The organism is Pseudomonas sp. GW823-FHT06B06 (assembly GCF_058795195.1).
Genome location: NZ_JBXAHO010000008.1, coordinates 203,900 through 222,567, shown reverse-complemented (window position 1 = coordinate 222,567; position 18,668 = coordinate 203,900). Strand labels below are relative to the sequence as shown.

The 18,668-nt window shown below is 58.5% G+C and carries 17 protein-coding genes and 2 pseudogenes; 12 read left to right on the top strand and 7 right to left on the bottom strand.

Going from position 1 to position 18,668, the window contains the following annotated elements; genetic code table 11:
* From AC1Q8Q_RS10075 to radC, 3 genes and pseudogenes are all read right to left on the bottom strand, one after another.
* The coding region (locus AC1Q8Q_RS10075; RefSeq protein WP_492615009.1) for an OprD family porin at positions 1–1,387 on the bottom strand (1,387 nt) is incomplete at its 3' end.
* A 218-nt stretch (positions 1,388–1,605) separates the two neighbouring features.
* Entirely contained in the window at positions 1,606–1,938 is a 333-nt protein-coding gene (locus tag AC1Q8Q_RS10070) for a DUF2790 domain-containing protein (RefSeq protein WP_492615008.1), read from the bottom strand.
* Positions 1,939–3,149: 1,211 nt separating this feature from the next.
* Positions 3,150–3,662, bottom strand: a pseudogene (radC, locus tag AC1Q8Q_RS10065) (RadC family protein); the annotation flags it as partial.
* A 136-nt stretch (positions 3,663–3,798) separates the two neighbouring features.
* Here radC and coaBC point away from each other — a divergent pair.
* From coaBC to argB, 4 genes and pseudogenes are all read left to right on the top strand, one after another.
* A complete protein-coding gene (coaBC, locus tag AC1Q8Q_RS10060; protein ID WP_020797901.1) occupies positions 3,799–5,007 on the top strand; it encodes a bifunctional phosphopantothenoylcysteine decarboxylase/phosphopantothenate--cysteine ligase CoaBC in 1,209 nt (402 codons plus the stop codon).
* 5 nt (positions 5,008–5,012) lie between these two features.
* Positions 5,013–5,468 (top strand): dUTP diphosphatase, encoded by a 456-nt coding sequence (gene dut, locus AC1Q8Q_RS10055; RefSeq protein WP_008054604.1) that lies wholly within the window; start codon positions 5,013–5,015, stop codon positions 5,466–5,468.
* A gap of 175 nt (positions 5,469–5,643) precedes the next feature.
* Positions 5,644–7,047: pseudogene (locus AC1Q8Q_RS10050) on the top strand (phosphomannomutase/phosphoglucomutase); the annotation flags it as partial.
* 17 nt (positions 7,048–7,064) lie between these two features.
* Entirely contained in the window at positions 7,065–7,970 is a 906-nt protein-coding gene (gene argB, locus AC1Q8Q_RS10045) for an acetylglutamate kinase (protein WP_020797904.1), read from the top strand.
* 179 nt (positions 7,971–8,149) lie between these two features.
* On the opposite strand, the gene pyrE is transcribed toward argB, so the two are convergent.
* The gene (pyrE, locus tag AC1Q8Q_RS10040; protein WP_020797905.1) at positions 8,150–8,794 is read right to left on the bottom strand and encodes an orotate phosphoribosyltransferase; all 645 of its coding nucleotides are present in this window, start codon (positions 8,792–8,794) and stop codon (positions 8,150–8,152) included.
* A gap of 82 nt (positions 8,795–8,876) precedes the next feature.
* Here pyrE and crc point away from each other — a divergent pair, with 82 nt between their 5' ends.
* Positions 8,877–9,656 carry a catabolite repression control protein Crc gene (gene crc, locus AC1Q8Q_RS10035; RefSeq protein WP_008062840.1) on the top strand — a complete coding sequence of 260 codons (780 nt, stop codon included), beginning with the start codon at positions 8,877–8,879 and terminating at the stop codon, positions 9,654–9,656.
* Between the two features lie 167 nt (positions 9,657–9,823).
* On the opposite strand, the gene AC1Q8Q_RS10030 is transcribed toward crc, so the two are convergent.
* A complete protein-coding gene (locus AC1Q8Q_RS10030) occupies positions 9,824–10,192 on the bottom strand; it encodes a DUF4870 domain-containing protein (protein ID WP_020797906.1) in 369 nt (122 codons plus the stop codon).
* Positions 10,193–10,221: 29 nt separating this feature from the next.
* Positions 10,222–10,944 carry a ribonuclease PH gene (gene rph / locus AC1Q8Q_RS10025; RefSeq protein ID WP_020797907.1) on the bottom strand — a complete coding sequence of 241 codons (723 nt, stop codon included), beginning with the start codon at positions 10,942–10,944 and terminating at the stop codon, positions 10,222–10,224.
* A 267-nt stretch (positions 10,945–11,211) separates the two neighbouring features.
* Between rph and AC1Q8Q_RS10020 the strand changes: the two genes are divergently transcribed.
* The 6 genes from AC1Q8Q_RS10020 (at position 11,212) to AC1Q8Q_RS09995 (ending at position 16,516) form a co-directional block, all read left to right on the top strand.
* Entirely contained in the window at positions 11,212–12,075 is an 864-nt protein-coding gene (locus AC1Q8Q_RS10020) for a YicC/YloC family endoribonuclease (RefSeq protein WP_020797908.1), read from the top strand.
* 10 nt (positions 12,076–12,085) lie between these two features.
* Complete coding sequence (gene gmk / locus AC1Q8Q_RS10015; protein ID WP_020797909.1) at positions 12,086–12,706, top strand: guanylate kinase; 621 nt, start codon at positions 12,086–12,088, stop codon at positions 12,704–12,706.
* Between the two features lie 167 nt (positions 12,707–12,873).
* A complete protein-coding gene (gene rpoZ, locus AC1Q8Q_RS10010) occupies positions 12,874–13,137 on the top strand; it encodes a DNA-directed RNA polymerase subunit omega (RefSeq protein ID WP_007921129.1) in 264 nt (87 codons plus the stop codon).
* A 57-nt stretch (positions 13,138–13,194) separates the two neighbouring features.
* The gene (spoT, locus tag AC1Q8Q_RS10005; protein WP_008062824.1) at positions 13,195–15,300 is read left to right on the top strand and encodes a bifunctional GTP diphosphokinase/guanosine-3',5'-bis pyrophosphate 3'-pyrophosphohydrolase; all 2,106 of its coding nucleotides are present in this window, start codon (positions 13,195–13,197) and stop codon (positions 15,298–15,300) included.
* A 27-nt stretch (positions 15,301–15,327) separates the two neighbouring features.
* Positions 15,328–15,708 (top strand): RidA family protein, encoded by a 381-nt coding sequence (locus AC1Q8Q_RS10000; RefSeq protein ID WP_003229509.1) that lies wholly within the window; start codon positions 15,328–15,330, stop codon positions 15,706–15,708.
* A 67-nt stretch (positions 15,709–15,775) separates the two neighbouring features.
* Positions 15,776–16,516 carry a hypothetical protein gene (locus tag AC1Q8Q_RS09995; protein WP_168756993.1) on the top strand — a complete coding sequence of 247 codons (741 nt, stop codon included), beginning with the start codon at positions 15,776–15,778 and terminating at the stop codon, positions 16,514–16,516.
* Between the two features lie 126 nt (positions 16,517–16,642).
* Here the strand turns inward: AC1Q8Q_RS09995 and AC1Q8Q_RS09990 are convergent, their stop codons facing one another.
* Entirely contained in the window at positions 16,643–17,500 is an 858-nt protein-coding gene (locus AC1Q8Q_RS09990; RefSeq protein WP_020797911.1) for an SDR family oxidoreductase, read from the bottom strand.
* 190 nt (positions 17,501–17,690) lie between these two features.
* Between AC1Q8Q_RS09990 and exbB the strand changes: the two genes are divergently transcribed.
* Complete coding sequence (gene exbB / locus AC1Q8Q_RS09985) at positions 17,691–18,665, top strand: tonB-system energizer ExbB (RefSeq protein ID WP_492615007.1); 975 nt, start codon at positions 17,691–17,693, stop codon at positions 18,663–18,665.
* Positions 18,666–18,668 lie beyond the last annotated feature (3 nt).

The window sequence follows — 18,668 nt, the reverse complement described above, 5'->3', positions numbered from 1 at the left end:
GACTGCCTGGCCGGATGAGCGTGGAACGGGTGGCCGGATGTTGGTGGACTGGGTGGCCGGATGGCGTGGAATGCGCAGGGTACTCGACAATCAGTCGGACCTCATCCAAATCAGATTCGAAATCAGTAGCACGCGTGGTTGCTTGGCGAACACGCAGAGACATGTCCTTCAGAGAGCCTGACTGGATGATGTACTTCGCCTCAATGTCTCGCTCCCAACGCTTTTGGTCTTGCAATGGCGCTCCGTCTGCTCCGCGACGCATGTACACGCTGTTCGCGTTGGAATAATCAGCGTCCCACCCCTTCGCGTAGCGAGTCATGAAGCTTAGGCCCGCAATACCGAAAGGTTGCATATCCAAGTCATAACGTAACTGCAAGGATTGCTCTTTCGGTGAGTTGAAGTCGCTGTACTGGATGGAGTTATCCAGAAAAATCGAGTCCGATTGGCGCAGATAATCGAAGTCGTCATCGCCGTTGCTGCGCTGATAGCCAACGGTCACCGTGTGGGCGCCGAATTTGACCCCGGTTTTGCCGCTCCAGATATTGTTATCAAAGCTGCCTAGGAGTTTTTGACCCTCGTCGACTGCGCGGTAGTAATTGAATCCACCGATCAACGCGACGTTGTCTGAGACCGGATAACTAAGGGAAGTGCCAGCGTAATACTGATTCCAAACGTCCTTAAATTGGCTGGTGTAAAGACTCACACCAATATGGTCATTAACGGTGTAATCCCCGCCTAGGTAAGCAATCCACGGAGCATCAACAGCACCGGCATAGAAAGTCGAAAAGCCGTCACGCATGCTGCTCGAATTGGGTTGGCTCATCGCATGCAGCCGGCCACCCTGAATGGTCAGGTCCTTAATGCTGGTATTGGTGAACGTTGCCCCCCTAAAGCTCTCTGGCAGCAGTCGAGAATCGCCATACGCCACGACAGGCGTGGATGGAAATACGTCTCCTACTTTGACCACCGTATCCATAAAGCGAGCCTTCGCGGCTCCGCCTACTTTTGAGTAAGAGTCTTCAGGTTGACCTTTGCTGTTGTAGGGCATGACATCCACTGAGCTTCGAGCCCCCGAGCGCCCATCACCCGAATCAAGCTTGAGTCCTACCATTGCAAATGCATCAATGCCGAACCCGACGGTGCCTTGGGTAAAGCCCGACTCAAAACGTCCAATAATCCCTTGAGCCCATTCTTCAGAGTAGCCATTGCCTGTAGGACTTGACTGACCCTTTCGATAGTCACGATTGAAATAGAGATTACGATTGAGAAGGTTAAAGCTGCTCCCTTCAATGAACCCCTCAGGTTTTTGCTCAACGGCCAATGCGGCTTGCCCCATGCTCACGCCAAGGGCAATGAGAGAAAGACCATAAAAGCTTTTATTGTTCATTTAACACTCCAGGCTTTAGCTTGGCAGAGTTTCTTTATGAAATTTTTTATCGTTATAAAAAGCCACCGGCACGTAGTGGTTCCCCCTACGTGCCGGCAGACATAATTTCATACAAAAGATAACTCCAACGTGACCTGAAAATTACTTCTATGTCAGCAAACAGAAAGCGTATTTAAAATCCATGCCAAAAAAACCTGATGCAGGTAGGCTCCATTGACCTAGCTTCCATGCGGGCAGTTGGTACCCATAACCCTGTACTCCACCGTATTGAGCTTGCCAGCCGAGTCTTCATAGGTCATGCGCGAAGGTGCAACACTACAGGTTTTGTTGGCTTGCGTGACACTGACCAACTTCTGAATATCGAGGTTCATTCCATATTCATAATGAACAACTTCAGGGGTAGACTTACCATTTTTCAATGCGTATTGTTCCATCGCCCGTTGGTTCTCCTGCATCATCCGACCGTAAACGCGGTCACCGCCTCCCTCAGCCATGGCCAATGACGACGAGACCAAAATAGCGAGAGCAAAAATTGCTTTGAATGATTTCATGATTATCTCCTGGTTCTCAATAACTTCTGACTAGAGAATAACCAATAACGCCTTTCAGGAAGCTGGCATGAGGATTACTTATTCGTAAGGTTTCGTATGTAAGGGAACACGATTGGAAAAATATGCGTTTGAATTCCGACCCTCGCATCTCGTCAAAGCTTTCAAACGTGTTATTTTTGCGGCCAGCCTGATCAGATCAATTTCAACAAGTAGTTCCATCAACTAACGTCTGCCGTTGTTGATCTCACCAGTGCCAACGAGCTGTACGTTTACTATGGCCCGATGTTCGGATTTCCAGGCGACCAAAAGCCCGAAGCGGGAATTCGCCGCTGGTCATGAGATTGAAACGCCACCATTTGGATCGTTCACGTTCCTCGATCTGTACGTGGAACCATAAGCACCGACGTCGTATTCGACATAAGTCACCACCGGCAGTAGCAAGCAGTTTCAGCCGATGCTGGCCTTCAAGCAATCGGTAAGCCAGTCCAAAAGCAGTCGCAGGAGGCTGAAGCGCAGCGCCTACACCTAAAGTATTCATTCTGTAAATCGACGGTCGTGGATCTAGAATAAATACTGACTGACCCTGACCTGAAGGGGCCACATCAATCCTCACATTGTTTGCCATTCCAGACCCAATGCCGCGCTGAGGATCATTTTTTCCGTAATGCGCCTTAACCAGTCACAGAACAGGCCGTTTGGGCGGATCGACTTTTTCAACAAAATCGGTCGATGGCGGTCAGTCACGAACACTTGCTCTCAACCCCTTACGGACCGCTTTTTTGGTCAGCAAGCGGCCCTACTTGCCAAGTCGAAAGCGCCCTCCGCAGATGGCGCTTTCGACTATGGACTCGACCCAATAGATTGACTGAAACGCTCAGAATGGCGATATCCCCTACGGCTAACTCATCCCACAGTGGCTGCCGCTCCCCTTGTCGGCAGGGTCATCAGGGGCGAGGCAATCCTGACAAAATCATCCAAGCCCAACTTCTAGATTGGCACGAGTGGCCTCCGAGCTGGTGAAGACCAAGCGGGTCCGATACGTGCGCGAAGGTACATGAGGCCTGTGAGGATGAGTGATCACAGCTGGCCTTGAAGGGGGTAGGATTTGCAACACTCAAGATGAAACCTTAAAACTCGGTAAAACCCCGTCAAGCAGCCCTAAAACGACCTTTTCAGCGCAATGCAACAGTTTTCTTGACACCATAACCGCGAAGGATCAGTGCCGCCGCATTGTGAGCCAATGCACGCTTGACCACTTGCCGCGGGTGAACGCTGGTGTTGTCTATCGAGCCGCGAAACAGCACCTCAAACGCCAGGACCTGATGCCTGGAGTCGAGAAACAGGCAGCCAAATACCTCGTGGGGCTCATGACGCAGCATCGACTTGAGGTATTCACGCACCGCCTGCGGATTTTCCAGTGCCGATTTTTCGCGCACACGCTCAGCCAAGTGACGCCTGCTCATTTCCTGAGCAGCCTGCAACTGCGCGAATTTCGCCGGACCGAGCCCCAACTGCTTGCTGAACGTTTCCTGGTCGGCCTCCAACAGCAAACGCAGGCTGCCAAACTGATTCAACAGGTGTCGCGCCAGATCGACGGCACTTTTACCCACCACGCCAGTTCGTAAAAATATCGCCAGCAACTCGGCGTCCGAAAGACTTCCCGAGCCCTGTTCAAGCAACCTCTCCCGCGGCCGTTCCGACGCCGGCCAATCGCGAATACTCATAGCACCTCCCTGTCTGTGGGCGCCGCTGTTCCGTAGCGGTCGCTGTGATATCGTAGCCCATCTTTTTTGCGGGCGATTTCACTCCTGGGGAGGGGGTATCGCAACGCAGTCATCAACGAAAATGAAAGGCAGGCCTATGCAGCGGCTGTATCGGAAACGCATTGTTCTGGGCGTCGGCGGCGGTATCGCTGCCTACAAGAGCGCCGACCTGGTTCGCCGCCTGATCGATCAGGGCGCGGAAGTGCGCGTGGTCATGACCCGTGGCGGCGCTGAATTCATTACTCCGCTGACCATGCAGGCCCTGTCCGGGCATCCAGTGCACCTGGACCTGCTGGACCCGGCGGCCGAAGCGGCGATGGGCCACATTGAGCTGGCCAAATGGGCCGATCTGGTGCTGATCGCCCCCGCCACCGCGGATTTGATCGCGCGCCTGGCCCAGGGCATTGCCGATGACCTGCTGACTACGCTGGTGCTGGCCACCGACGCAGTGGTTGCCATCGCTCCGGCGATGAACCAGGCCATGTGGCGCGATCCGGCCACCCAGGCCAACCTGCAAACCCTCGAAAACCGTGGCATCAAGGCCTTCGGTCCAGCTTCGGGCAGCCAGGCCTGCGGCGACGTCGGCCTTGGGCGCATGCTCGAAGCGACGGAGCTGGCTCAATGCGCGGCAGACTGCTTCCAGCGCCAGGCATTGACCGGCAAGCACGTGCTAATCACCGCCGGCCCTACCCAGGAAAACATCGACCCGGTGCGCTACATCACCAACCACAGCTCCGGAAAAATGGGCTTTGCCCTGGCGGAAGCGGCGGTTGAAGCCGGCGCCCGCGTAACCCTGATCACGGGCCCGGTGCATCTGCCGACCCCGGACCGTGTTACGCGCATCGACGTAGTCAGCGCCCGCGACATGCTCGCCGCGTGCGAAGCGGCGATTCCTTGCGACCTGTTTATCGCCTCGGCAGCGGTCGCGGACTACCGCCCAGAAGTCGTTGCACCACAGAAACTCAAGAAAGATCCTACGAACGGCGACGGCTTGTTGCTACAAATGGTGCGCAACCCGGACATCCTGGCCAGCATCGCTACACGCCCCGACCGTCCGTTCAGCGTCGGTTTCGCCGCCGAAACCGAACACCTGCTCGACTACGCTGCCCGCAAGCTGAAAGACAAGAACCTCGATTTGATCGTCGCCAACGACGTCGCCAACCCGAGCATTGGCTTCAACAGCGAAGAAAACGCCTGCAGCGTAATCGACCGTGAACTTCACGCCACACTCTTCGCCCAGACCAGCAAGAGCAAGATTGCTCGCCAGCTGATCACTTTTATCGCCGAACGTCTGAACCAGGTTTAATTTACATGCACGCTTTGCAAGCCAAGATCCTCGACCCCCGCATCGGTACCGAATTTCCGCTGCCACAGTACGCCACGCCAGGTTCCGCCGGCCTCGACCTGCGCGCCATGCTGGAGCAGGACATCGTGATCAAGCCGGGTGAAACGGTACTGATCCCCACTGGCCTGTCGATCTACATCGGCGACCCGAACCTGGCGGCGCTGATCCTGCCGCGCTCCGGCCTGGGCCATAAACACGGTATCGTCCTGGGCAACCTGGTCGGACTGATTGACTCCGACTACCAGGGACCGCTGATGGTCTCCTGCTGGAACCGTGGCCAGACCGACTTCACCATGGCCGTCGGCGAACGCCTGGCGCAGCTGGTGCTGGTGCCGGTGGTGCAGGCGCATTTCGAGATGGTTGAAGAGTTTGTCGAAACCCAGCGTGGTACCGGCGGTTTCGGTCATTCCGGCAGTCACTGATACGTTCGCTATACCTCTGAAATCAATGGATTGAACGGCCCAAAGCCGCTCGCGTCGCTGGCATGGCCTTTTCGCACCACGAACTCTGGGCGAAAAACGCCGTCATACCTTTCAGTTTGAACCTGCCGTCGAGTCGTTCGCAGGCAGGTCCAGCCACTTTCAATATGGAGCATTTCCCCAGATGAGCACCCCAGTGCGCGTTGCCCCCAAGTTCCCCGACAGTATTTTCCGTGCCTATGACATACGCGGCACCGTCCCGGAATTTCTCAACGCCGAAACGGCTTACTGGCTCGGTCGCGCCATCGGCGCACAGAGCCTGGCCCAGGATGAACCGAATGTATCCGTTGGCCGTGACGGTCGCCTGTCCGGCCCCGAGCTGGTTGAACAGCTGATTCAAGGCCTGGCCGACAGCGGTTGCCACGTCAGCGACGTCGGCCTGGTGCCAACGCCCGCGCTGTACTACGCCGCCAACGTGCTGGCCGGCAAATCCGGGGTGATGCTCACTGGCAGCCACAACCCAGCGAACTACAACGGCTTCAAGATCGTCATTGCCGGGGATACCCTGGCCAACGAACAGATCCAGGCCCTGCATGACCGCCTCAAGACCAACAACCTGACCAGCGGCAAGGGCAGCATCACCCGGGTCGAGATCCTTGATCGCTACAACACCGAAATCGTCCAGGACATCAAACTGGCCCGTCGCCTGAAAGTCGTGGTGGACTGCGGCAACGGTGCAGCCGGCGTGATCGCCCCGCAATTGATCGAGGCGCTGAACTGCGAAGTCATCCCGCTGTTCTGCGAGGTCGATGGCAACTTCCCTAACCATCACCCGGACCCGGGCAAGCCTGAAAACCTCGTCGACCTGATCGCCAAGGTCAAGGAAACCAATGCGGATATCGGCCTGGCTTTCGACGGCGACGGCGACCGCGTCGGCGTGGTGACCAACACTGGCAGCATCGTTTTTCCGGACCGCCTGTTGATGCTGTTCGCCCGTGACGTGGTGGCGCGCAATCCGAACGCCGAAATTATCTTCGACGTTAAATGCACTCGCCGCTTGATCCCGCTGATCAAGGAATACGGTGGTCGTCCGCTCATGTGGAAAACCGGTCATTCGTTGATCAAGAAAAAAATGAAACAATCCGGCGCCCTGCTGGCCGGCGAAATGAGCGGGCACATCTTCTTCAAGGAGCGCTGGTTCGGTTTCGACGACGGTATTTACAGCGCCGCGCGGTTGCTGGAGATCCTGAGCAAGGAGAAATCCACGGCCGAAGAGTTGTTCGCGACCTTCCCGAACGATATTTCTACGCCGGAAATCAATATCCATGTGACCGAAGAGAGCAAATTCAGCATCATTGATGCATTGCACGACGCGAAGTGGGGCGAAGGCGCCGACCTGACCACCATTGACGGCGTGCGAGTCGACTATGCCAAAGGCTGGGGCCTGGTTCGCGCTTCCAACACCACACCGGTGCTGGTCCTGCGTTTCGAGGCCGATGACGAGGCAGAACTTTCGCGCATCAAGGACGTTTTCCACGTCCAGTTGAAGCGTGTTGCACCTGATCTCCAACTACCGTTCTGATTCACCCGGAGCCCTGAATGACCCTCGAACGCGAAGCCGCCGCCAACACCGCCAAGGTCCTGTCCGAAGCGCTGCCTTACATTCGCCGCTATGTCGGCAAGACACTGGTGATCAAATACGGCGGCAACGCGATGGAAAGCGAGGAGCTGAAAACCGGCTTCGCCCGCGACATCGTGTTGATGAAGGCCGTGGGCATCAACCCGGTCGTGGTTCACGGCGGCGGCCCGCAAATCGGCGATCTGCTCAAGCGCCTGTCGATCGAGAGCCACTTCGTCGACGGCATGCGCGTTACCGATGCCGCTACCATGGACGTGGTCGAGATGGTCCTCGGTGGCCAGGTCAACAAGGACATCGTCAACCTGATCAACCGTCATGGCGGCAGCGCCATTGGCCTGACCGGCAAAGACGCCGGGCTGATTCGTGCGAAGAAACTGACCGTCACCCGCCAGACCCCGGAGATGACCCAACCGGAGATCATCGACATCGGCCAGGTGGGCGAAGTGGTCGGGATCAACACCGAGCTGCTGAACCTGCTGGTCAAAGGCAACTTCATCCCGGTGATCGCGCCAATCGGCGTCGGCGAAAACGGCGAGTCGTACAACATCAATGCTGACCTGGTGGCCGGCAAAGTCGCCGAAGCGCTGAAAGCCGAGAAGCTGATGCTGCTGACCAACATCGCCGGCCTGATGGACAAGGCGGGAACGGTCCTGACCGGCTTGACCACCCAGCAAGTCGACGACCTGATCGCCGACGGCACCATCTATGGCGGCATGCTGCCCAAGATCCGTTGTGCTCTGGAAGCGGTCCAGGGTGGCGTGGGCAGCTCGCTGATCATTGACGGTCGGGTACCGAATGCGATTCTGCTGGAGATCTTCACCGATACCGGTGTGGGCACCCTGATCAGCAATCGCAAGCGTCCGTAAGCGATAGCGCACAAAAAAGCCCCCGCTCAGCCTGGCTGAACGGGGTCTTTTTTTGCCCACGATCCCTATGAAACCTGAATATCCCTGTAGGAGCTGCCGCAGGCTGCGATCTTTTGACTTGGCTTGTAAAAAACAGGATCAAAAGATCGCAGCCTGCGGCAGCTCCTACAGGGATCGTGTTAAACGCCGAATTGCGCGCGATAGGCTTCAACGGCTGGCAAATGCTGCTTGAGCTGCGGATCGTCGGCGAGGAATTCCAGCACCTGGTTCAGCGAAACGATGCTGATCACGGGAATACCGAAATCACGCTCCACTTCCTGGATCGCTGACAACTCACCGTTGCCACGCTCCTGACGGTTCAGGGCGATCAGCACGCCGGCCGCCTTGGCGCCGTCCTGGGAGGCGATGATCTGCATCACTTCACGGATCGCGGTGCCAGCGGTAATCACGTCGTCGATGATCAGCACATTGCCGGTCAGCGGCGCGCCGACCAGGCTACCGCCTTCACCGTGAGCCTTGGCTTCCTTGCGATTGAAGCACCATGGCAGGTCACGACCGTGATGTTCGGCCAATGCCACTGCAGTGGTCGCCGCCAAAGGGATCCCTTTGTAGGCCGGACCGAACAGAACATCGAAGCCAATACCGCTTTCGGCAATGGCTGCAGCGTAGAAACGACCCAGCTGCGCCAAGGCCGAACCCGAGTTGAACAGGCCCGCATTGAAGAAGTAAGGACTGGTGCGCCCGGACTTCAGGGTGAACTCACCGAAGCGCAAAACGCCGCGATCGATGGCAAAACGAATGAAATCGCGCTGATACGCTTGCATGAAAAAAACCCCAAATACCACGGATTTAGCTAATTAGGTTGACGCCGTGTATCATACACGCACGCGATTTTTGGGGCCATTTATGCGGATCATCAGTGTGAACGTCAATGGTATTCAGGCTGCAGTCGAGCGAGGTTTGCTCAGTTGGCTGCAGGCACAGAATGCCGACGTCATCTGCCTGCAGGACACCCGTGCCTCCGCCTTTGAACTGGACGATCCAGCCTTCCAACTGGATGGATACTTCCTTTATGCCTGCGACGCCGAAGTTCCCGCCCAAGGCGGCGTGGCTTTGTACTCGCGGTTGCAACCGAAGGCTGTCATCAGCGGTCTCGGTTTCGAGACGGCAGACCGCTACGGGCGCTACCTGCAAGCAGATTTCGACAAAGTTAGTATTGCAACCCTGCTGCTTCCTTCCGGGATGAACGGCGATGAGGACTTGAACCAGAAGTTCAAGCTCATGGACGACTTCGCCAAGTACCTGGACAAGCAGCGGCGCAAACGCCGCGAGTACATTTATTGTGGTTCGCTGTATGTGGCGCAACAGAAACTGGACATCAAGAACTGGCGTGACAGCCAGCAATCCCCGGGTTTCCTGGCGCCTGAACGCGCCTGGATGGACGAGATTGTCGGCAACATGGGTTACGTCGATGCCCTGCGCGAAGTCAGCCGTGAAGGCGACCAGTACAGCTGGTGGCCGGATAACGAACAGGCCGAAATGCTCAACCTCGGCTGGCGCTTCGATTACCAGATCCTGACCCCGGGCCTGCGCCGCTTCGTACGCAGCGCGCGCCTGCCACGTCAGCCACGGTTCTCGCAACATGCGCCACTGATCGTGGACTACGACTGGACGCTGACCATCTAAGTGTCAGATGCAAAAAAGCCGACAGCGATGTCGGCTTTTTTATGGGTGATTAGTTTTCTGTCGGAGCGAGCCTGCTCGCGAAGGCGGAGTGTCAGTTAATACAAATGTCGCCTGGCACAATGCTTTCGCGAGCAGGCTCGCTCCCACAAAAAGATCTTCGCTGATCGTTATTTGATCAACCGCCAGGTGAACGGATACCGATATGGCACCCCTTCATTGGCTTTCACACCACCGATGATGGTCAAGACCAGCGCCCCAATCGCCACCAGGCCGAACAGGAAAAACCCGATAATCACCAGCATCAGCAGCAAGCAAATGGCGGAAGCAATGGCGACCGTGATCTGAAAGTTCAGCGCCTCCTTGCCCTGCGCGTCGATGAACGGGTCCATCTCGCGCTTCATCTGCCACAGAACCAGCGGGCCGATCAGCGTACCGAATGGAATCCAGATCCCCAGCAAGGCGGACAAGTGACAAAACATAGCCCACTGCCGAACCTCTTTGCTCGGGGTGGGAAGTAGCTGTTGCTCTTCACTCATGGCGCCCTCCTTGCCTACAGGTATCCAGATCAGTCGGCCAGTGCAGCCTTTTGCAGATCAAAGATTTCGTTCATGCCTTTTTTCGCCAGTTCCAGCATGGCGTTCAGCTCTTCAGGCTGGAACGGCGCGCCTTCGGCAGTGCCCTGGACTTCGATGAAGCCGCCAGTGCTGGTCATCACCACGTTCAGGTCGGTCTCGGCCGCCGAATCTTCCAGGTAGTCGAGGTCGAGCACAGGTTCGCCTTGATACATGCCCACCGACACGGCGCCGATCATTTGCTTGAGTGGGTCGCCGCCTTTCAGGCCGCCACGCTTCTTGATCACTTTCAAGGCATCGACCAGGGCAACCATGGCGCCGGTGATGGAGGCGGTGCGCGTGCCACCGTCAGCCTGGATCACATCGCAGTCAACGTACAGGGTGATGTCACCCAGCTTGGACATGTCCAGCGCAGCGCGCAGGGAACGGCCGATCAGGCGCTGGATCTCCAGGGTACGGCCGCCTTGCTTGCCGCGGCTGGCTTCACGCTGGTTACGCTCGCCGGTGGCGCGCGGCAACATGCCGTACTCGGCCGTCAACCAGCCCTGGCCCTGGCCCTTGAGGAACCGCGGCACGCCGTTTTCGACGCTGACGGTGCAGATGACCTTGGTATCACCGAACTCGACCAGTACGGATCCCTCGGCGTGTTTGGTGTAGTTGCGGGTAATGCGGATCGAGCGGAGCTGATCGGCAGCGCGACCACTTGGACGTTTCATAAGGGATACCTGTACGGGGACGGAAAACTGCGGAGCATTATAGAGCCGCCAGACACGACTGGGCACTTCTAAAAAAATCCTCGGACGAGCGAAGGCTCTGCACAGCCCGCTGCCGACGACCTGCAGGCCTTTGTCACACCGTGTGTTTGGGCGCATCCACGCCACTGCGCTACAATCCTGCGCCTTTGCTGCCAGTCGGCTTAAATTCATTCATATCGGATTGCCGGAACGTCAGTTGCGCGCCGATCTGCATTGCGAGGTACCTCCATGGTGCACAGCATGACCGCCTTCGCCCGCGTCGAGAAAGCCGGGGGCCAGGGTACCCTGAGCTGGGAGCTGCGTTCGGTCAACAGCCGCTACCTGGAACCCCACTTGCGCCTGCCGGAGTCCTTCCGCGACCTCGAAGGCGCCGTACGCGAAGCGCTGCGCCAGGCTGTCTCCCGAGGCAAGCTCGAATGCACCCTGCGCTTCACCGAAGAAAATACCGGTAAACCACTGCAGGTGGACCAGGCACGCGCAGCACAACTGGTTGCGGCCGCCGAGACCATTGCCAGCCTGATCAAGAACCCGGCTGCGCTCAACCCACTCGAAGTGCTGGCCTGGCCCGGCGTATTGGTGGGCGACGCGACCGACCCGCAAGCGCTGAACGCCGAGGCACTGGCACTGTTCAACCAGGGCCTCAAAGAGCTCAAGGCCGGCCGCGAGCGCGAAGGCGCGGAGCTGGCACGGCTGATCAACGATCGCCTGACGTCCATTGAAGAAGACGTGGTGACCCTGCGCGAACTGGTTCCGCAGATGCTCGCCACCCAGCGCCAGAAAGTGCTCGACCGCTTTGCCGACATGAAGGCCGAGATGGACCCGCAGCGCCTGGAGCAGGAAATGGTCATGCTCGCGCAAAAAAGCGACGTCGCCGAAGAACTGGATCGCCTGAGCACTCACATCATCGAAGTTCGCCGGGTGCTCAAGTCCGGCGGCGCCGCCGGTCGGCGCCTGGACTTCCTGATGCAGGAACTCAACCGCGAAGCCAACACACTGGGCTCCAAAGCCTTCGACCCGCGCAGCACCCAGGCTGCGGTCAACCTCAAGGTGTTGATCGAGCAGATGCGCGAACAAGTGCAGAATATTGAGTAAGGCAAACCCCATGACCCATAGCACCGGCACCCTCTACATCATTTCCGCGCCTTCGGGCGCCGGCAAGACCAGCCTGGTCAAGGCCTTGATCGACGCCCAGCCGCAGATCCAGGTTTCCGTTTCCCACACCACCCGCGCGATGCGCCCGGGCGAAGTGGATGGCGTGAACTACAACTTCGTCTCGCGCGAACAGTTCGTGAAGATGATCGAGCACGGCGATTTCCTTGAGCGCGCCGAGGTGTTCGGCAATCTCTACGGCACCTCGCAGAGCCATCTGCAGCAGACGCTGGACGAAGGCCATGACCTGATCCTGGAAATCGACTGGCAAGGCGCCGAGCAGGTGCGCAAGCTGATGCCCCAGGCGCGCTCGATCTTCATCCTGCCGCCGAGCCAGGAGGCCCTGCGCCAGCGCCTGGACAACCGCGGCCAGGACAGCAACGAGATCATCGAAGGTCGCATGCGCGAAGCCGTCAGCGAAATGAGCCACTACGTCGACTACGACTACCTGATCATCAACGACGATTTCGCCCACGCACTGGACGACCTGAAGGCGATTTTCCGCGCCAATCAGTTGCAACAAAAACGCCAGCAGCAACGTTTTGGCAAATTACTGGCTGAATTACTCGGCTAAAGAGCTCTTCCCAAAACAGCTGCAAGGGCTTTACATTGGCACTTGCAGCGCGTTGAAGAGCTTGGTCAAAAAATCAGCGCTTCCCTAAACGCTGGTGATTTTTTAAACTGTTGAGTCCGCTCGCCCATCCGGGCAGCGCGCATATTGCATTTGCTACGAGGAAGACCATGGCCCGCGTAACCGTTGAAGACTGCCTAGAACACGTGGATAACCGCTTTGAGCTGGTCATGCTCTCTACCAAGCGTGCCCGTCAACTGGCCACCGGCGGCAAAGAGCCGAAAGTAGCATGGGAAAACGACAAGCCTACCGTCGTCGCCCTGCGTGAAATCGCTGAAGGCCTGATCGACTACGCAGCTATCGCCGAAGCCGAAATCGTTGAAGATGAACCGCTTTTCGCTGCATTCGAGGACGAGTCCAACGAGGCCGTCTAAGCCTATGCCTGGTCGACGTAGCACGGCGCGGGAACACAGCTTGCGGCAGGAGTCATCATGCCGAGCATAGACGCCCTCGCCGATCGCTTATCGACCTACCTCGGCAAAGACCAGGTCAACCTGGTCCGCCGAGCGTATTTCTACGCCGAACAAGCCCACGACGGCCAACGCCGCCGTAGCGGTGAGGCGTACGTCACGCACCCACTTGCGGTGGCGAATATTCTTGCGGACATGCACATGGACCATCAGAGCCTGATGGCGGCCATGCTGCATGACGTGATCGAAGACACCGGCATTGCCAAGGAAGCGCTGCAAGCGCAATTTGGCGAAACCGTGGCCGAACTGGTCGACGGGGTCAGCAAACTGACCCAGATGAACTTCGAGACCAAGGCCGAAGCCCAGGCTGAAAACTTCCAGAAAATGGCCATGGCCATGGCGCGCGACATTCGCGTGATCCTGGTCAAGCTGGCCGACCGCCTGCACAACATGCGCACGCTGGAAGTGCTGTCCGGCGAAAAGCGCCGGCGCATCGCCAAGGAAACCCTGGAAATCTATGCACCCATCGCCAACCGGCTGGGCATGCACGCCATCCGCATAGAATTCGAAGACCTCGGCTTCAAGGCCATGCACCCGATGCGTTCCGCGCGAATCTACCAGGCGGTCAAGCGCGCCCGGGGCAACCGCAAGGAAATCGTCAACAAGATCGAAGAATCCCTCAGCCATTGCCTGGCCATCGATGGCATCCAGGGCGAGGTCAGCGGGCGCCAGAAACACCTCTACGGCATCTACAAGAAGATGCGCGGCAAGCGTCGGGCCTTCAACGAGATCATGGATGTATATGCATTCCGGATCATCGTCGACAAGGTCGATACCTGCTACCGCGTGCTGGGTGCTGTTCATAATTTGTACAAACCGTTGCCGGGGCGCTTCAAGGATTACATCGCGATCCCCAAGGCCAACGGCTATCAGTCGCTGCACACCACGCTGTTCGGCATGCACGGTGTTCCGATCGAGATCCAGATCCGCACCCGCGAAATGGAAGAGATGGCCAACAACGGCATCGCCGCCCATTGGCTGTACAAATCCAGCGGCGACGAGCAGCCAAAAGGCACGCATGCGCGCGCGCGCCAGTGGGTCAAGGGCGTACTGGAAATGCAGCAACGGGCCGGCAACTCGCTGGAATTCATCGAAAGCGTGAAGATCGACCTGTTCCCGGACGAGGTCTACGTGTTCACGCCAAAGGGCCGGATCATGGAGCTGCCCAAGGGCTCCACGGCGGTCGACTTCGCCTACGCGGTGCACACCGACGTCGGCAACAGCTGCATTGCCTGCCGGATCAACCGTCGCCTCGCGCCGCTGTCCGAACCGTTGCAAAGCGGTTCCACGGTCGAGATCGTCAGTGCTCCCGGCGCACGGCCGAACCCGGCGTGGCTCAATTTCGTGGTTACCGGCAAAGCACGCACCCATATTCGCCATGCGCTGAAACTGCAGCGCCGTTCCGAGTCCATCAGCCTGGGCGAACGCTTGCTGAACAAGGTGCTCAACGGCTTCGACAGCTCGCTGGAAAAAATCCCGGCCGAGCGCGTGAAAGCGATGCTTGCCGAGTACCGCCTCGAACTGATCGAAGACTTGCTTGAAGACATCGGCCTGGGCAATCGCATGGCCTACGTCGTCGCCCGACGCCTGCTTGGCGAAGGCGAGCAGTTACCCAGCCCCGAAGGCCCGTTGGCGATCCGCGGCACCGAAGGCCTGGTCCTCAGCTACGCCAAGTGCTGCACACCGATCCCGGGCGACCCGATTGTCGGTCATTTGTCCGCGGGCAAGGGCATGGTCGTGCACCTGGACAACTGCCGCAACATCAGCGAAATCCGCCACAACCCGGAAAAATGCATCCAGCTCTCGTGGGCCAAGGATGTCACCGGCGAATTCAACGTCGAACTGCGCGTTGAGCTGGAACACCAGCGCGGCCTGATCGCCCTGCTGGCCAGCAGCGTCAACGCGGCCGACGGCAACATCGAAAAAATCAGCATGGATGAACGCGATGGTCGCATCAGCGTGGTCCAACTGGTGGTCAGCGTGCACGACCGTGTGCACCTGGCCCGTGTGATCAAGAAACTGCGCGCCCTGACCGGGGTGATCCGCATCACCCGCATGCGCGCGTAGCCACCCATCCATTACAAGGAGTCATTCATGACCAAGACTGTTATCACCAGCGACAAGGCCCCGGCCGCCATCGGTACTTACTCCCAGGCGATCAAGGCTGGCAACACCGTCTACATGTCGGGCCAGATCCCTCTGGACCCAAAAACCATGGAACTGGTCGAAGGCTTCGAAGCACAGACCGTCCAGGTGTTCGAGAACCTCAAGGCCGTGGCCGAAGCCGCCGGTGGTTCGTTCAAGGACATCGTCAAATTGAACATCTTCCTCACCGACCTGAGCCATTTCGCCAAGGTCAACGAGATCATGGGCAAATACTTCGACCAGCCTTACCCAGCACGCGCCGCCATTGGCGTTGCGGCCCTGCCAAAGGGTTCGCAGGTTGAAATGGATGCCATCCTGGTCATCGAGTAACGCGTCTGGCGCAGCCAATGGCTGCGCCGACCGCTCTGCAGTAAAGAAAGCCTGAAAGGATTCCACCATGCGCAAAGCGCTTGTTCTCTCGCTGCTCGCCCTGTTTTTGGGCGGTTGTGCCAGCAACCCTGCCGACCGTGATATCAGCGGCACCTGGATCAACCAGGCGGCGATCGATGCTGCAGCCAAAGGCGGCCCCCTGCGTGAAGCCCTCCAGGCCTATGGTCCGAACCTGGAGTGGGACGTCAACACCAAAGCCAGTCAGGCCCGCTACACCAATGGTTTTGAAAATGTCGAAGGCAAGTTGCTGGGCGAACAGTCCGGCGCCTGGAAAGTCGACTTTTATGGCAGCTCTGCCAGCGAGCTCAAGCGTGACGGCAAGCAACTGAGCCAGGCCGCCAGCGACAACGAACCCGAGCAGGTCTTCGACCGCGCATTGATTCCGGTTCCGGATGGCGCACCGATGGGTGCCAGTTTCGAACGCGCGCTGTACACGGCGTACATGGGCGGTAGCTGGAAGGTCGTCAGCGGCCCCGGCGAAGGCAATAGCGTGCAGTTCCAGGCCGACGGCCAGGTCATCGGCTTGCCGGAAGCCGATCGCTATGCGCTGTGCCTGGCGGGTGATTGTGCATCGATGAGCGGTGGCAACGACAACATGTGGTTGCAACTCAACGGACAAGGAAACCCCTGGATCTTTGCACGCAAAGGCAAGGAACTGGAAATCTTCCAGGCGGTGAATACCGCCCAGGCAGACGAAATGCCCCAGTACACACCGGGCAATCGCAAGTGGCTGCTGGAAAAACAGTAATCCACACATGCCCCATGTGGGAGCGAGCCTGCTCGCGAAAGCGGTGTATCAGTCGACATAAATGTTGAATGTTACGGCCTCTTCGCGAGCAGGCTCGCTCCCACGATTGATTCGGGCGTCTGGCAGTTAACAATTCCCTTCAATGATCGCCGCATAACCCTCGCGAAAACTCGGATACTTCGGCATCCAACCCAACGCCTTCGCCCGCGCGTTACTACAACGCTTGCTCCCGGTGCGGCGCACAGTGGCGTCCTCCGCCCATTCGGTCACACCCATGTACTCGCGCAACCAGCCCACCACATCCGCCAGCGCGGCGGGTTCGTCATCAACACCTATATAGACATCGTCCAGTGCCACTCCACGCCGGTCCGCCTCGAGCAGACACGCCATCAAGCCGGCGGCGTCATCGGCATGAATTCGATTGGCGTACAGCGGCGGATCGATCGCCACGCGATACCCGCGGCGAACCTGGGTCAGCAACCATTCACGACCCGGGCCGTAGATACCGGTCAAACGCACGATACTGGCCGGGATGCCGCTATTGAGAGCAATCTGCTCCGCTTCAAGCATCACTCGCCCCGAGTAACCCGCCGCCACGGCTGGCGAAGTCTCATCAATCCACTCGCCCTGCTGCTGGCCGTAGACACTGCTACTGGAAACGAACAACAAGCGATTGGGCACCTGGCCATAGTCGTCCAGCCACTCCAGCACATGCTGCAAGCCCTGGACATAAGCGGCCCGATAACCCGCTTCATCGTGATCGGTGGCGGCCGCGCAATACACCAGGTAATCCACCGCACCGACCGGCCAAGTTGCCGGGCAGTCCTTGTTGAACAGGTCGCCGGCCACTCCGACAACCCCGTCGGGCAGGCGCGAAACGTCACGGCGCAGGCCATGGACTTCCCACCCGCCAGCCAACAACTGCGTGGCCAGGCGACTGCCGACATCACCGCAACCGGCGATCAAAACAGAGGGTGCGGACATCAGAAAACTCTCCTTGAAAATGGACAAACCAGCGCTGGCAATGGACGAGCGGCTAGCAATGCAGGAAAAAAAGAGACGCTATTACTTCTGTTAACAAGAATTACTTGCAATAATGCGGACCACTTTTGTTCTCGGCCTTACGAGGCCTGGAAGAACATTAACCGTCTTTTTCCTTCAGGTCCGGCCCAGCATGACACGTATTCAACTCTCCGCTTCGCCAACCAAACGACCTCGCGCCTGGAGCGCGGTGGCCGCCCTGCTACTCAGCCTGATGCTGGCGCCAACCGCCACCTTTGCTGACGCACAAGCCCCCGCCACCCCGACTGCCGCCGCCGCACCTGCCCAGGCCGACCACGCCGGCCCGGCAGCGGCGCCGGTCGCGACCGATCCTGCCCAGGCAGTACCGGCAGACGCGATTGGTGAAGACGCTCCCGAAGTCCTCGAGGCCGACAACACCCTGGGCATGGCCCATGACCTGTCGCCGTGGGGCATGTACCAGAACGCCGACATCATCGTGAAAATCGTGATGATCGGCCTGGCCATCGCCTCGATCATCACCTGGACCATCTGGATCGCCAAGGGTCTTGAGTTGATGGGCGCCAAGCGTCGCCTGCGCGGTGAAATCGCCCAGCTGAAAAAGTCCGCCTCCCTCAAGGAAGCCAGCGCCACTGCGGCAAAGGAAGGCACCCTGGCCAACCTGCTGGTCCATGATGCCCTCGAAGAGATGCGCCTGTCGGTCAACAGCCGTGAAAAAGAAGGCATCAAGGAGCGCGTCAGCTTCCGCCTTGAGCGCCTGGTAGCGGCTTGCGGTCGCAACATGAGCAGCGGCACCGGCGTGCTTGCCACCATCGGTTCCACAGCGCCGTTCGTCGGCCTGTTCGGTACCGTATGGGGCATCATGAACAGCTTCATCGGCATCGCCAAGACCCAGACGACCAACCTCGCCGTCGTCGCCCCCGGCATCGCCGAAGCCCTGTTGGCCACGGCTCTGGGCCTGGTTGCAGCGATCCCTGCGGTGGTGATCTACAACGTGTTCGCCCGCTCCATCGCCGGTTACAAAGCGCAGGTCTCCGACGCGTCGGCAGAGGTCCTGCTGCTGGTCAGCCGCGACCTCGACCACCAGCCTGAGCGCAGCTCACATCCGCACATGGTGAAAGTGGGGTAATCG